The sequence below is a fragment of the Plantactinospora sp. DSM 117369 genome (genome assembly GCF_053764795.1).
The window spans coordinates 5,937,462-5,951,424 of the sequence record NZ_CM132446.1 but is presented as its reverse complement, the minus strand read 5'-3'; the positions used below and the strand labels follow the sequence as shown (position 1 = coordinate 5,951,424).

8 protein-coding genes (1 of these 8 running past the window's edge) are annotated in these 13,963 nt (G+C 70.2%); 5 read left to right on the top strand and 3 right to left on the bottom strand.

What is annotated here, in order from left to right; translation table 11 throughout:
• Positions 1-2: 2 nt before the first annotated feature.
• Both ACSMXO_RS25600 and ACSMXO_RS25595 read left to right on the top strand, forming a co-directional pair.
• Positions 3-677, top strand: coding sequence for a hypothetical protein (locus ACSMXO_RS25600; protein ID WP_455414096.1), 675 nt, complete (start codon positions 3-5; stop codon positions 675-677).
• A 70-nt stretch (positions 678-747) separates the two neighbouring features.
• Positions 748-4,074, top strand: a complete 3,327-nt coding sequence (locus ACSMXO_RS25595; protein WP_455414095.1) for a S8 family serine peptidase — start codon at positions 748-750, stop codon at positions 4,072-4,074.
• 75 nt (positions 4,075-4,149) lie between these two features.
• On the opposite strand, the gene ACSMXO_RS25590 is transcribed toward ACSMXO_RS25595, so the two are convergent.
• From ACSMXO_RS25590 to ACSMXO_RS25580, 3 genes are read right to left on the bottom strand one after another with little or no spacing between them, the layout of a single operon-like run.
• Positions 4,150-4,767, bottom strand: coding sequence for a dTDP-4-dehydrorhamnose 3,5-epimerase family protein (locus ACSMXO_RS25590; protein WP_346262423.1), 618 nt, complete (start codon positions 4,765-4,767; stop codon positions 4,150-4,152).
• A gap of 38 nt (positions 4,768-4,805) precedes the next feature.
• Positions 4,806-5,762, bottom strand: a complete 957-nt coding sequence (locus ACSMXO_RS25585; protein ID WP_455414094.1) for a Gfo/Idh/MocA family protein — start codon at positions 5,760-5,762, stop codon at positions 4,806-4,808.
• A gap of 44 nt (positions 5,763-5,806) precedes the next feature.
• Entirely contained in the window at positions 5,807-7,255 is a 1,449-nt protein-coding gene (locus ACSMXO_RS25580; RefSeq protein WP_455419309.1) for an NDP-hexose 2,3-dehydratase family protein, read from the bottom strand.
• A gap of 484 nt (positions 7,256-7,739) precedes the next feature.
• Between ACSMXO_RS25580 and ACSMXO_RS25575 the strand changes: the two genes are divergently transcribed.
• The 3 genes from ACSMXO_RS25575 to ACSMXO_RS25565 all read left to right on the top strand — a co-directional run.
• Positions 7,740-8,522 (top strand): thioesterase II family protein, encoded by a 783-nt coding sequence (locus tag ACSMXO_RS25575; protein WP_455414093.1) that lies wholly within the window; start codon positions 7,740-7,742, stop codon positions 8,520-8,522.
• A gap of 156 nt (positions 8,523-8,678) precedes the next feature.
• Positions 8,679-10,001, top strand: coding sequence for a glycosyltransferase (locus ACSMXO_RS25570; protein ID WP_455414092.1), 1,323 nt, complete (start codon positions 8,679-8,681; stop codon positions 9,999-10,001).
• Between the two features lie 313 nt (positions 10,002-10,314).
• Positions 10,315-13,963, top strand: the 5' portion of a protein-coding gene (locus tag ACSMXO_RS25565) for a type I polyketide synthase (RefSeq protein WP_455414091.1). 12,005 nt of this gene lie beyond the right edge of the window; the window shows 3,649 of its 15,654 coding nt (coding positions 1-3,649); the start codon lies at positions 10,315-10,317; the stop codon falls past the right edge of the window.

Here is a 13,963-nt window from a genome sequence, read left to right as displayed (position 1 = left end):
ACATGGGCAAGGTAGACAAAGGCAGCGTCGACATCTCAGTCGAGGAGGTCATAGCCCTCGCTGACCGGGACTGGCGGGCCATGGGGGTCATCGAGGCCGACCGGGCGGGGCTTGTCGACGACCTGCGGAGCGAGTTGACCGGGGCGGCGGCCGAGGGGCTGACGCCGCGTCAGTTGCTGGGCGGCGACATCCGCGGGTTCGTCCGTGATCTCGCGGCCGGGGCCGGGGTGCGTCGCGTGTCGTACGAGTTCAGGCGGTTGTTCTTGACCGCGTTCGCCGGCGCGCTCCCAGGGTTGGTCCTGGCCTGGATCCTCCTCTGGGAAAGACCGCTGCCGCTGGAGCCGAATCTGTGGCTGCTGACTTCGCAGTACCTCGCGTTCGCCCTGCTCGTTTTGGTCGGTGCGCTGGTCGCGGTGCGCTGGGGGATGCGCGGAACAGCGGTGATCGGACGGACGGTGTCGCGGATGGCGCTGCTGGTGCCGTTGGCCGGTGCGTTGGCCACGCCGGTGGTGATGGGCCTCGCCGCGCTGGTCGATTACAGCACGGCCTTGCCAGCCGTTGCCATCGAGGCCGCGATTGTGGCCGCCGCACTCGGCGAGGCGATTGTCCTAGCCCGACGCTGGGCGCTCGCCCCTGCCCTCGGGCCGGCACGAGCGAAGGCCTCCGGTGTCGCCTGAGACGTGGGCACCATCAACGGTGTGCCGATCGCGGGAGGGCTCTGCGGGACTGGGCAGCGTCCTGACCGGGGTGCTTGGAGTCGGCGTGGTGCTCGGCGTGGTGCTCGGCTTGGCGCCGCCGGTCGCCCCCGACCCGCTCGCGACCGGCAAGCGGACGACGGGGGAGCAGCGCGGAGCCACGCGATTCTCGGTCACCCTCCTGACCGGGGACCGGGTTTCGCTCCCGTCCGCCGACGCGAAGAGGATCGCGGTGCGGCCGGCTGAGGGCCGCAGCCACATCCAGTTCGTGGTCCGGCGCGAGCGTGACAATGTGTACGTCGTCCCGAGCGACGCCCAGCGCCTGGTCCAGACGGGCAAGATCGATCGGCGGCTCTTCGACGTCGCCGGACTGGTCCGGGCCGGCTACCACGACGACGCCCGGGGCACGTTGCCGCTGATCGTCGCCTATCGTCCCGGTGCCGCCCGCAGGGGCGGCGATACGCTCGTCGCGGCGGGGGCCCGGGTCACCCGCGACCTGCCCGCCATCTCCGGTGCGGCGGTGAGGGCCGACAAGTCCGACGCCACCGCCTTCTGGAACGCGGTGACCGCTGGAAACCGGGCACAGCGCGGCGAGACCGCCGGCGGCATCGACCGGATCTGGCTGGACGGCACGCGGCGGATCTCGCTTGACGCCAGCGTGCCGCAGATCGGCGCACCGGTCGCCTGGCAGGCCGGATACACCGGCCGTGGGGTGACCGTCGCGGTCCTCGACGGCGGTGTCGACGCTGGGCATCCCGACCTGGCCGGCAGGGTGGCGGACTCGGTTAACTTCACCGATGCCACCGACGGCGGTGACCTGACCGGTCACGGCACCCACGTGGCGTCCACCATCGCCGGCAGCGGAGCTGCTTCGGGTGGCCGGTACCGGGGTGTCGCCCCCGAGGCGACGCTGGTGTCCGGCAAGGTCTGCCCGAACGAGTTCTGCGACGATTCGGCGATCCTCGCCGGCATGCACTGGGCCGCGGTCGACAAGCGGGCGGCAGTGGTAAACCTCAGTCTCGGCGGCCCCGACACGCCGGAGATCGACCCACTCGAAGAGGCGGTCAACCGGCTCACCGCCGAGTACGGCACCCTCTTTGTGGTCGCGGCGGGCAACAGCGGCGCGGACCGGGCGGTCGGCTCGCCGGGCAGCGCCGACGCGGCGTTGACCGTCGGCGCCGTCGACCGGGCCGACCAGCTCGCCGACTTCTCCAGCCGCGGCCCTCGGCTCGACGGCGCGGTGAAACCGGACCTCACCGCACCCGGCGTCGACATCGTCGCGGCCCGGGCCGCTGACACCGAGCTCGGTGCCCCCGTCGGCGACCGGTACGTCACCGCGTCCGGGACCTCCATGGCCACCCCACACGTCGCTGGTTCGGCGGCGCTCCTGGCTCAGCGCCATCCCGACTGGACCGCCGAACGCCTCAAGGCGGCCCTCACCGGCTCGGCGAGAACCAACCCCGACCTCACCCCGGAACAGCAGGGTGCCGGCCGCATCGATGTGGCCGGTGCGATCACGCACACGGTGACCAGCACCCCGGTCAGTCTCGGCTACGGCCGCGCGGCGTGGCCGCACGAGGACGACGCGCCGATCGTACGGACCGTCACCTACCGCAACTCGGGCACCAACGCAGTGACGTTGGACCTGACCGTCAAGGCCACCGGCCCGGATGGTACGCCGGCCCCGGCCAGCCTCTTTACGCCCGCCAGCCGCTCGGTAACCGTGCCGGCAGGCGGCGATACCGAGGTCGCCGTCACCGCAGACACCACCGTCGACGGCCCCGACGGGCGCTATTCCGGTTACCTGTTCGCCACCGCCGGCTCGGCAGTGGTCATCACTCCGCTGTGGGTCGAGAAGGAGGTCGAGAGCTACGACGTCACCGTCACCACGATCGACAAGACCGGTACCCCCACCGGTCTCAGCGCACCGAAGCTGTTCGACCTCGAACAGGGCGTGTACGAGTGGGCCGGGGACGATGACGGTACCGCCACCATCCGGGTCCCCCGGGGCACCTACCACGTCAACGCGGTCATCTGGACCCCCCGCGGTCCAACCGAGCCCGAGCACGACAGCGCCTTCCTGGTGCGGCCGACCGTAACCGTCGACCGGGACACCACGGTCGTGCTGGACGCCCGTACCGCGGAACCGATCCGGACGACGGTGCCCGATCCGACCGCTCGACCGGTGCTGATCGAGGTGTCGTACACACAGCACCACGGGGGCAGTTCCCACTTCGACGCATTGCTGGCCGCCAGCTTCGAGGTCCTGAGCAGCCGACAGATCGGCCCGGCACCGGCCGCGCCCGACTTCGTCGGTGTCGTCGCCAGCCAGTGGGCGCTCCCCGACACGGACGGAACGTTCGCCGACAGCCCGTACCTCTATGCAGTCGCCGAGCCGTTCCCCGGCCGGTTCCCGACCGGCTACACCCGCCACTACCAGGCCAGAGAGTTCGCGACCGTACAGCAGGAGTTCGGCCCGCCGGGGCCGGGGCTCACCGGCGTACGGCTCATCACGCCCGTGTACGAGTACAACACCGGCACCCTGACCGAGGAGGTGCCGCTGCCCCGTTCCGGGCGCCGCGTCGAGTTCTACAGCACCCACCAGGTGCGGTGGAGCTCCGAGGTCACCATCGGCGTCCCCGACGACACCGGGCTGATTAGCCCGCGGCTCTTCTTCCTCCAGGCACCCGTGACGTACCAAGCCGGGCGGGAGTACCGCGACCGGTGGAACACCGGACCGTACGGACTGGTGTTTCCTGAACCCGTGGGGCCCGCGCACTGGGTCACCCGGCAGGGGGATCAGATCCTGGTCGACATACCGTTCTACGGAGACAGCGCCGGACACGCGGGTTACGCGGTCCCTGACCCGATCCGTACCAGGCTGTACCGCAACGGCGCGTTGGTGGGTGAGAACGACACCTTCGACTACAGCCAGTTCGAGGTGCCGGCCGGACGCGCCGACTACCGGCTGGAACTCAACCTCACCCAGGCGGTCGGCGACCTGACAACCCAGGTCACCGCAGAGTGGACGTTCCGGTCCGGACACGTCGATGGCGACACCCCCGCCCGCCTGCCGGTCTCCGCAGTCCGGTTCGCCCCCACCCTGGCCGCCGGCAACTCAGCCCCGGCCGGCCGGTCGTTCGACATCCCGGTCACCGTCCAACGCCAGCCCGGCGCCCCGCACGCCGACGTGCGGCGACTGACCGTCGATGCCTCCTACGACGACGGTCGGACCTGGCAGAGAGCGACCATCCGGAATGGGATCGCCACGCTGATCCACCCGACCCGGCCCGGGTACGTCTCACTGCGGGCCAGCACCACTGACAGCGCTGGCAACACAACAATTCAGACCCTCGTACGCGCGTACCGAATCCAGTAGCCCACCGTTCATCGACGGACAGCCCGGCCCGGGCCGGCCGCGCTGACGGGGTGCCCACGTCCCACGGCCAGCAGATCAGGCTACCGATGCCGCCAGCATCGCGTAGTGGGCGAGGCACTCGTCGTACGTGGACAAGAGGCCCATCCTCGCCGCCTCGGCGACGGACGGCGCCTTCGCGTCCTTGCTCGACCTGATCGGCGGCTCGTCGAGCGGCCAGGGCAGCGCCAGATCCGGGTCGAGGGCGTCGATGTCGACCATCGTGCCCGGCAGGTACTCCTCCGAGCAGAGGTAGTTCATGCAGGCGTCGTCGGTCAGCGCCAGGAAGGCGTGCCCGATCCCGTCGGCCAGGTAGACCGAGAGGCCGGACTCGGCGTCCTGTCGGGTGATGTCGAACGTGCCGAAGGTGGGAGACCCGATCCGCAGGTCGACCACGATGTCGAGCACGGCGCCCCGTACGCAGGTGACCACCTTTGCCTGACCCGGTGGCAGGACCGTGGTGTGGATACCGCGAAGTGTGTTGCGGACCGAAACGGAGTGGTTGGCCTGGCGGATCCTGAACGGATAGCCGATCGCCTCCGACAACAGGCTCTGTCGGAATGCCTCATAAAAGTACCCCCTGTTGTCCGACAGCTGCTCCGGCTTGATCCGGAAAGCGTTCGGAACCGTCATCGGCGTGATTTCCACGCTCGCCACCCCCTCGATGATGTGTGGCCGGCCGCAGCGACCAGCGCTCAGAACGTCACGAGCCTGGCCTGAGCCTGTAGCTGTTGCACCAGCTCGGCCTGCCGGCGGGAACCCTCTGCGGCGTCGGTGAGGTCCGTCCCGTCGAGTACGGCCGAGGCAAACGCGGTCAACATGTTGTCCGTCTGGTCGTCGCCGGGAAGGAGGAACTCCTCGCGATGGTCCTGCCGCTCGATACGGATCACCGGTTGATAGGTCGGAGGCGGGGTGAACACGCGGTCCACTGACAGCCGACCGAGCGAACCCGCCAGTTCGTACCCGGATCGGTACGAGTGTTCCATTCCGAAGGTCAGCCTCGCGGTGACGCCCTCCGGTGTGGTCATCAGGGCCGCACCGGAGATGATCACGCCGCGTCGGCGTTCCTGTCGGAGGACGGCCCCGCAGACCTCCAGCTCCGGACCCAGGAAGTGCAACGCGGCGCGGACCGGGTACCCGCCGAGATCCACCAGCGCGCCGCCGCCGACTGCCAACTGGTAGCGGTTGTCGGTGTCCGGTCGCGGCGGAATGGTGAACGCGCAGGAGAACTCCCGAAGCGTCCCGATCGCCTGCTCGTCCAGCATCCGGCGTACCAGCCGGTGCTGGCTGTGGAGCAGGAAGGAGGAGTTCTCCACGAGCGTGAGCTCTCGGGATCGGGCAAGATCCACCAACTCGTCGGTACGGGCGGGCTGCGCGGTCAACGGCTTCTCGACCAGTACGTGCTTGTGGGCCAGCAGTGCCCGTTCGATCCACTCCGCGTGCAGCATGCTCGGCAGCGGGATGTACACCGCGTCCACGTCGTCGCGTTCGAGTACGGCCTGGTAGCCGGCCACAGGCACGCCGCCGTACCGCTGGGTGAACCTGGTCGCCCGCGTGACGTCGCGGCTGCCGATGGCCGTCACCCGGATCCGGCTCGCGGCGGCCATGGCAGGCAGCATCCGGCGCCATGCGATGTCCGCGCAACCGATCACACCGAACCGTAGGGGACCGGCCGCGCGGGGCCCGGCGAGCGCGGTCACCAGATGCTCTGGATGCAGGCGATAAGGCTGCGCAGTTCTACGTTCAGGTAGTTGCTGTGCGCCAGGAGGCCGGTCAGCTGCCCGAGCGTCATCCACCGGTACTCGTCCGAGGTGTCGAGCGGGAACTCCGCGTCCACCTCGACGACCATGTACCGGTTCATCGCGTGGAAGAAACGGCCGCCCTCCTCGGACTGCATGACGTCGTATCGGATGCGGGACGGGTCGGCCGACAGGACCAGGTCCAGGTAGCGCGGCCGGTGCTCGGCCGGGACCCCGTGATAGTTGGCCGGCTGACAGTGCACGGTCGGGGCCATCTCGGCGCCGTTCAGCGACCCGGCGTCCACACGGGCCTGTACGAGCACGTGCAGAACGCCGTCGATCCGCCGGGCGATGATGGCGAGCAGGCCGGGTTGGATCGGTGCCACCAGTGGCTGCGTCCACGACGTCACCTCGCGGTTGCCCGCCTGCACGGCGGTTGCAATCACCCGGAAGTGCTTGCCGGACCGGTGTGAGATCTCTTCCTCGCCGCGCAGCCAGCCGTCCTGCGCCACCGTGTACAGCGGAACGCGCCGCTGCACGAACTCCTGACGGGCACGCAACGCGGTGAGCCAGCTCAGCACCTCGTTCGTCGTGTGCCGGGAGCCTGCCGTGGGGTCGAACGAGTCAAGCACCGACCGGGCGAACCACGCGTCCCCATCGCTCGGTACGCCGCGCAGTGCCTCGGCCGTGGGAACAGCGATGGGTATGCACGACATGACTGTCCTGGTATCCATGTTGACCACGTGGTCGTAGCGCAGCAGTCGGCGGAGCTGGCCCACGGTCAGCCAGCAGTAGTCCTCGTGCGGGGAGACGTCGTCGTCGGTCACTACCACCATGTTGCGGTTGCGTTTGTGCAGGAACCAGGAGCCCTGCTCGGACTGGAGCACATCGACGATCACCCGCCCGTCGCGCGCGCCGGTGAAGTGCTCCAGGTACCTGATACTGGCGCCGAGGTGAATGCCCAGGTAGTTGCTGCGGGTCGCCTGCACCGTGGGCGACAGCTGCACCGTGTTGACGTTGCCGGGCTCCATCTTCGCCTGCATCAGGCAGTGCAGCACCCCGTCGAACTCCTTGACCAGGATGCCCAGCACGCCGATCTCGGGCTGCACGATGATCGGTTGCGTCCAGCTCCGGATCCACTCCCGGTCGGTCCGGACGTGTAGACCCTCGATTGAGAAAAAGCGTCCGGTATCGTGTACCAGATTGCCGGTGTCAGTAGCGAAGCGCCAACCGGAAAGTTCGGTGAACGGTATCTGCGAGACGCTGAACGGAATGGCTTCGGCGCGTTGCGCGAACCATTGAAAGAACCGGTCCATCGGCATCAGTGGGCTGTCGAAGGTGAGCGCGGAACGCGCGAACCCCTGCTCGACATCGGTGTACTCGGTGACGTGTGCGCCGCGATCCATGAACCCCTCCCGCGAGATGACGTGTACGCAACGCGTGACGTGCACGGACCGATTCTCCAGTGGACGATCGGGACACTACTGTCGGCTCATCGGGCCGCCTACCCCTAATCGAAGGGAGCGCGTTCATCCCGGGCCCGGCACGAACCGGAGACGGCGGTGGCCGTACCCCTACCGCGACCCCTAGTCGCGTTTACCCGGCGGTCCCGCGCGGTGGTCGGGTCGGCCAGGCCGCTCGGTTCGGCAGGGCAGGCGCGACCATTGTGCAGCGGCCGGAGCTCACGTCGAGGCCGTGAACGGTCCAGCTTAGGGGCAGTTAGGGGTGGCCGGAGGAGACGCGCACGTGTGACGGTCTCTGGCAATCACAAATGTGCATGTCGAGCGTCGGCGTCGTCCGGTCCGGCGCTGCGCCGGTCCCCTGTGCCCGTCGTCGTACCCACCGCAGACCTCTCGTCCGACGACCGAACGAAAGGCTCAACACGAAATCATGACGACCTCATCCGATGACAGTGACCTGTGGATCCGCCGGTTCCATCAGGCGCCAGACAGCCGGGTGCAACTCGTTTGTTTTCCGCACGCGGGTGGCTCGGCCAGTTTCTACTTCCCCATGTCGGAGGCGCTCGCACCGGTCGTCGAGGTGTTGTCGATTCAGTACCCGGGCCGCCAGGACCGGCGCAGGGAACAGTGCGTCGACAAGATCGAGGACATGGCCGACCAGGTGCTGCGTACCCTGCGGCCGCAGATTGACACCCCGGTGGCGTTCTTCGGGCACAGCATGGGTGCGGTGATCGCGTACGAGGTCGCCCGGCGCCTCGAGCACGAGGCCGGTGTCACGCTGGCCGCGCTGTTCGCCTCCGGTCGGCGAGCGCCTTCACGCAGCCGTGAGGAAGCCCTGCACCTGCGGGGTGAAGCGAGCATCATCGCCGAACTGCGTGCGCTCAGTGGGACCAACGCCGCGCTGCTCGATGACGAGGAACTGCGACAGATGATTCTGCCCGCAGTGCGCGCGGACTACCGGGCGATCGAGCGGTACCGGCACCGTCCGGGCCCGGAGTTGAGCTGCCCGATGTACGTGCTGGTCGGCGCCAGCGATCCGCGTACCACCAGGGACGAGGCGGACGCGTGGCGCCAGCACACCACCGGGGAGTTCACCGTCCAGGTGTTTCCGGGCGGCCATTTCTATCTCACCGAGGTCGCGTCGAGGGTGATCGGTGCGATCTCCGACGGACTGCTGCCGTACACCAGCGATGCGGTGGGCCCGCGCCCGTGACCGGCGCATCGGCGACCGGGAACGACGGTCGTCACCGTGACACCCGGATGTCGACAAGCGCGGCACCGGATCGACACCACCGAACGCCTTACCAGGGATGACCGTGGACGGGAAGCTGTGGAGATGAACGCGTCAGGCGTAGGTCCAATCCTTTTCGTGAGCGAGCCGCACGCCGGGCTCATCAGTCCGTTGCTCACGATCGCCGGGGAGTTGGCCCGTCGCGGGGTCCCCGGGCTGTGGTTCGCCAGCAGCGACGACCGCCGGGCGGACGTCGAGTCCATTCCTGGCGCGAGCCCAGTGCGGTTCGTCTCCGTCGGGCCCGCCGAGCCCGAGCTGTCGCCGGCCAGTTGGGACGACGAGACCTACGCACGGGTGAACTCGCCGTCGCGTGTCGGCAGCTTCCTCGCGTTCCTGAACGAGGCCGTCCGACGCACCCACTCCGAGGGGCGGTACGAGCAGACCCTCGCCGCGATCGACGAAATACGGCCGGCGCTGATCGTGGTGGACGTACACAGCCAGGGTGGGCTGGACGCGGCCATGACCCGTGGTGTGCCGTACGTGGTGAACATCGCGACCCCGGTCAGCTACGTTTTCCCGGGCAAGGTGCCGCTGCGCTACCCCGCCGCGCTCTCCGGGCTGCCGCTGCGGATGACACCCCGTCAGCACGCCGCCAACCTGCTGTTCAAGCTCGCCCAGGCGGCTGCGCTCCTCCAACCGTCCCACGCGGCCAGGAACATCGCGTTCTTCCGCCGACGCCAGGCCCAGGGCATCAAGAACCCGATGGCCATCCCGTCGGTGTACGCCGAGGCCGCGGCCGCGGTGATCGGCAACTCGGTGTTCGGCATCGAGTACGAGTTCCCGAACGTTCCGGAACACCTGAGCATGCTCGGCACCATGGTGCCGGTGATGCGTCAGGACACTGCGCCCTACCAGGACCTGTTCGACTGGCTGGACGCCCACGAGTCGGTCGTGTACATCGGGCTCGGCACGATGATGCGTACCTCGCGGCGGCAGACCGACGCAATCGTCGAAGCGGTCGCCCGGGTCGGTCCCGACCGGCACGTGCTGTGGACCATGCCGCTGTCCCAGCAGGACCGGCTGCCGGCCGAATTGCCGCCCAACCTGCGGATCGAGTCGTGGGTGCCGCAGACCGAGATCGTGGCCCATCCGCACGTGCGGGTGTTCCTCACACACGGTGGCAACGGGGCGCACCACGGCCTGTACTTCGGCAAGCCACTGCTGGTGCTGCCCCATTCCTGGGAGACCCGGGACCTCGCGGTCCGGCTCGTCGAGGGCGGCGCGACGTTGATGGTCGACGACGTGCGCGGGGTGACTGCCGACGAACTGGTGGACAAGCTGTCCCGGCTGACCGACGACGCCACCTTCGCCAGATCCGCGGCACAGTGGCAGCGGCGGCTGCGTGACGCGGGCGGGGTCAGCGCAGCCGCCGACCTGATCCTGCGTACGCGGGCGGGATAGCGGCGCCCGTCGTCGGTAGGCGGGTCGGGATAGCGGCATGTCGTGGCTCGTCGCGGCCCTGGTCCCGGGCTTGCTTAGGGGTGCGTTAGGGGTTGGCCGGGTCAGACGCGGTCAGTAGCGTCCGACGTGCCCGATCGGGGGCCGTGGATCTGCCCGCGTCGCGGCGACCCGGCCCGAACGCGGGTGATGGGACGTCTGTTGGCGAATTGTGCGCACCGGCGGCCAGGGCCCGTACCGGACGGATGAACCGGGCGGGTCGGGGTGGACAGGCTGGGCGAATCTGCTTGGTCGCGGACAACGGAGAGAGCATCGGATGGCCGAGGACGCGAAGCTCGTCGAGTACCTCAAGCGGCTTACCGCCGATCTGCGTAAGGCCCACCGCCGGCTGCGTGAGGTCGAGGCCGAGGACCACGAGCCGATCGCCATCGTGGCCATGGGCTGCCGGTACCCGGGCGGCGTACGGTCGCCGGAGGACCTCTGGCGGCTGGTCGCCGACGGCGGCGACGCCATGTCGCCGTTCCCGGCCGACCGCGGCTGGGACCTGGCGACGCTGCGCGGTCCCGATCCGCAGCGCTACGGCACGTCGTACGCGCACGAGGGTGGCTTCATCCACGACGCGGGCGACTTCGACGCCGAGTTCTTCGACATGTCGCCACGGGAGGCCCTCGCGACCGACCCGCAGCAGCGCCTGTTCCTGGAGACGTCGTGGGAGGCGCTGGAGCGCGCCCGGATCGATCCGGTGACCTTGCGCGGCAGCCGTACCGGGGTGTTCGCCGGGGTGATGTACCACGACTACGGCTCCGGTCTGACCACGTTGCCGCCGGTCGCCGAAGGGTACCTGAGCACCGGCGTCGCCGGTAGCGTGGTGTCCGGCCGGGTCGCCTACACACTGGGACTCGAAGGACCGGCGGTCACGATCGATACCGCCTGCTCGTCATCCCTGGTCGCGATGCATCTGGCCGCCCGGTCGCTGCGGCAGCGCGAATGCGTACTGGCCCTGGTCGGCGGTGTGACCGTGATGTCCACGCCGACCACATTCGCCGAGTCGTCCCGGCTGAACGGACTCGCCCGCGACGGCCGCTGCAAGTCGTTCGCCGCGGCGGCCGACGGCACCGGGTGGGCCGAGGGCGTGGGTGTACTGGTGCTCGAGCGGCTGTCCGAGGCGCGGCGCAACGGGCACCCGGTACTGGCCGTGATGCGCGGTTCGGCGGTCAACTCCGACGGCGCGTCCAACGGCCTCACCGCCCCGAACGGCCCGTCCCAACAGCGGGTCATCCAGCAGGCACTGACCGACGCCCAACTTTCCGCCGCCGACGTCGACGCGGTCGAGGCCCACGGCACCGGTACCACCCTGGGGGATCCGATCGAGGCCCAGGCGCTGCTCGCGACGTACGGGCAGGACCGCCCGGCCGACCGCCCCCTGTGGCTCGGCTCCGTCAAGTCGAACCTGGGACACACCCAGGCGGCTGCCGGGGTCGCCGGTGTGATCAAAATGGTGCAGGCCATCCGGTATGGCGAGCTCCCCGCAACCCTGCACGTCGACGCGCCGACCCCGCAGGTCGACTGGTCGGCCGGCGCGGTGTCGCTGCTGATGGAGTCCCGGCGGTGGCCGGAGACCGACCGGCCCCGGCGGGCCGGGGTGTCCTCGTTCGGCATCAGCGGCACCAACGCACATGTGATCATCGAGCAGGCACCGCCGGTCCACCCCGCCGACCCCGCCGACCCGACGGACGCGGTCGGCACGATGGTGCCGCCCGTCCTGCCGTACGTGCTGTCCGCGCGCACTCCGGCGGCACTGCGGGCCCAGGCGGAGCGGCTGCACACACATCTCACCGAACACGCGGAGCTGGGCGGGCCGGATGTCGCCGGCTCGCTGCTCACCCGTACGGCCCTCGACAGCCGGGCCGTCGTCGTGGCCGCCGACCGCCCGGAGCTGCTGCGGGGCCTGGAAGCGCTGGCAGCGGGCGAGCCCGTCGCCGAGCCGGTACGTGACGACGTCGGCGAGGGCCGAGTCGCGTTCCTGTTCAGCGGCCAGGGCGCCCAACGGGCCGGCATGGGCGGTCACCTCTACCGGGCGTACCCGGAATTCGCCGCCGCGTGGGACGCCGCCAGCGCCGAACTCGACCAGCATCTCGACCGGCCGCTGCGGGACGTCGTGTTCGCCGCGCCGGGATCAGCCGAGGCAGCCCTGCTGGACCGTACCGAGTTCGCGCAGCCGGCGCTGTTCGCCTTGGAGATCGCGCTGTACCGGCTACTGGCGCAGCACGGCCTGCGGCCGGACCTGGTGGCCGGACACTCACTCGGGGAGATCGTCGCCGCGCACGTCGCGGGTGTCCTCTCGCTGGCGGACGCGGCGCGCCTGATCGCCGCCCGGGGCCGCCTGATGGAGGCACTGCCGGCCGGCGGCGCGATGGTTGCGCTCCAGGCGACCGAGGCCGAGGTCGAGCCGAAGCTGGCCGACCACGGCGGCGCGGTGTCCATCGCCGCCGTCAACGGACCCGACGCGGTGACCGTCGCTGGCGCGCAGGAAGCGGTGCTCGCCCTGGCCGGGCACTTCGAGCGGCAGGGGCGCCGGGTCCGGCGGCTGCGCGTCAGCCACGCGTTCCACTCGCCGCTGATGGACCCCATGATCGACGACTTCCGCCTGGTTGCCGAGGCTCTGACCCTCCGGCCACCGGCGATTCCGATCGCCTCCGCCCTGACCGGCACGATCGCCACCGAGGCATCGCCAAACTCGGCCGAGCCGGATGCGGGCGGGCCGGGTTCGGCCGAGCACTGGGTACGCCACGTCCGCGAGCCGGTGCGCTTCCGCGACGCGGTACGGGCGCTGCGGGATGCCGGTGTCACCACGTTCGTCGAGGTGGGACCGGACGCCGTGTTGACCGGCCTGGCGTCGGACTGCTGCGAACCGCAGACCGACGACCTGCGGTTCATTCCCCTCATGCGACCGGACCAGGACGAGCCGCGCGCTCTCACCAACGCACTGGCCCGGGCCTACGCACGCGGTGTGGCGGTGGACTGGCAGGTGCTCCTGGCCGGCGCCGATCCGGTGCCGGTGGACCTGCCCACGTACGCCTTCCAACGTCAGCGGTACTGGCTGCGCGACCCCGGGTCCCCGGCCGGTCTGGCCGCCGCCGGTCTGGCGCCGACCGACCACCCGATGCTCGGCGCGGCGATCGCGCTTGCCGACTCCGACCGGTACCTGCTCACCGGCCGCCTCGCCCTGGACGGCCACCCGTGGCTGGCCGACCACGCGCTGCGGGACACCCCGGTGCTGCCCGGTGCGGCGATCGTCGAACTGGTCATGCGCGCCGGCGACCGCGTCGGCGGTACCCGGGTCGAGGAACTGACCCTGCGCGCCCCGTTGCTGCTGCCCGAGGATCGGGCGGTCCAGGTGCAGCTTGCCCTGGACGCGCCGGACGACACCGGACGGCGCCCGGTGACGGTGCACTCCCGGACCGAGGATGCCGAACCCGACCAGCCATGGACCTGCCACGCCACCGGCGTCCTGGCCCCGCCGGAAACGGCCACGTCCCCGGAGCCGTCCGTGTGGCCACCGGCCGACGCGCGACCAGTCGACCTCGCCGGCTTCTACGAGCGGGCGGCCGGCTCCGGTCTCGCGTACGGCCCGGCGTTCCAGTGCCTGCGAGCCGCCTGGCGGCGCGGCGACGAGGTGTTCACCGAGGTGGCACTCACCGCCGACCAGGTGGAGAACGCCAGCCGGTACGGCGTGCATCCGGCACTGCTCGACGCGGCGCTGCACGGGGCGGCTCTCCTCGGCGACGCGGCGCCGACCGGACTGCCGTTCGAGTGGCGGGGCGTATCGATGCACGCCAACGGGCCGTCGGCGCTGCGGGTACGGCTCACGCCCAGTACCGGTGGGCTGTCCCTGACGCTGACCGACCCGGCCGGGCAACCGGTCGCGACGGTGGAATCCCTCACCGTGCGCGAGATCCCGGCCG

Coding starts and splice junctions, on each gene's coding strand:
- ACSMXO_RS25600 (WP_455414096.1), top strand. CDS start 3: ATGGGCAAGGTAGACAAAGGCAGCGTCGACATCTCAGTCGAGGAGGTC.
- ACSMXO_RS25580 (WP_455419309.1), bottom strand. CDS start 7,255: ATGGATCGCGGCGCACACGTCACCGAGTACACCGATGTCGAGCAGGGG.
- ACSMXO_RS25575 (WP_455414093.1), top strand. CDS start 7,740: ATGACGACCTCATCCGATGACAGTGACCTGTGGATCCGCCGGTTCCAT.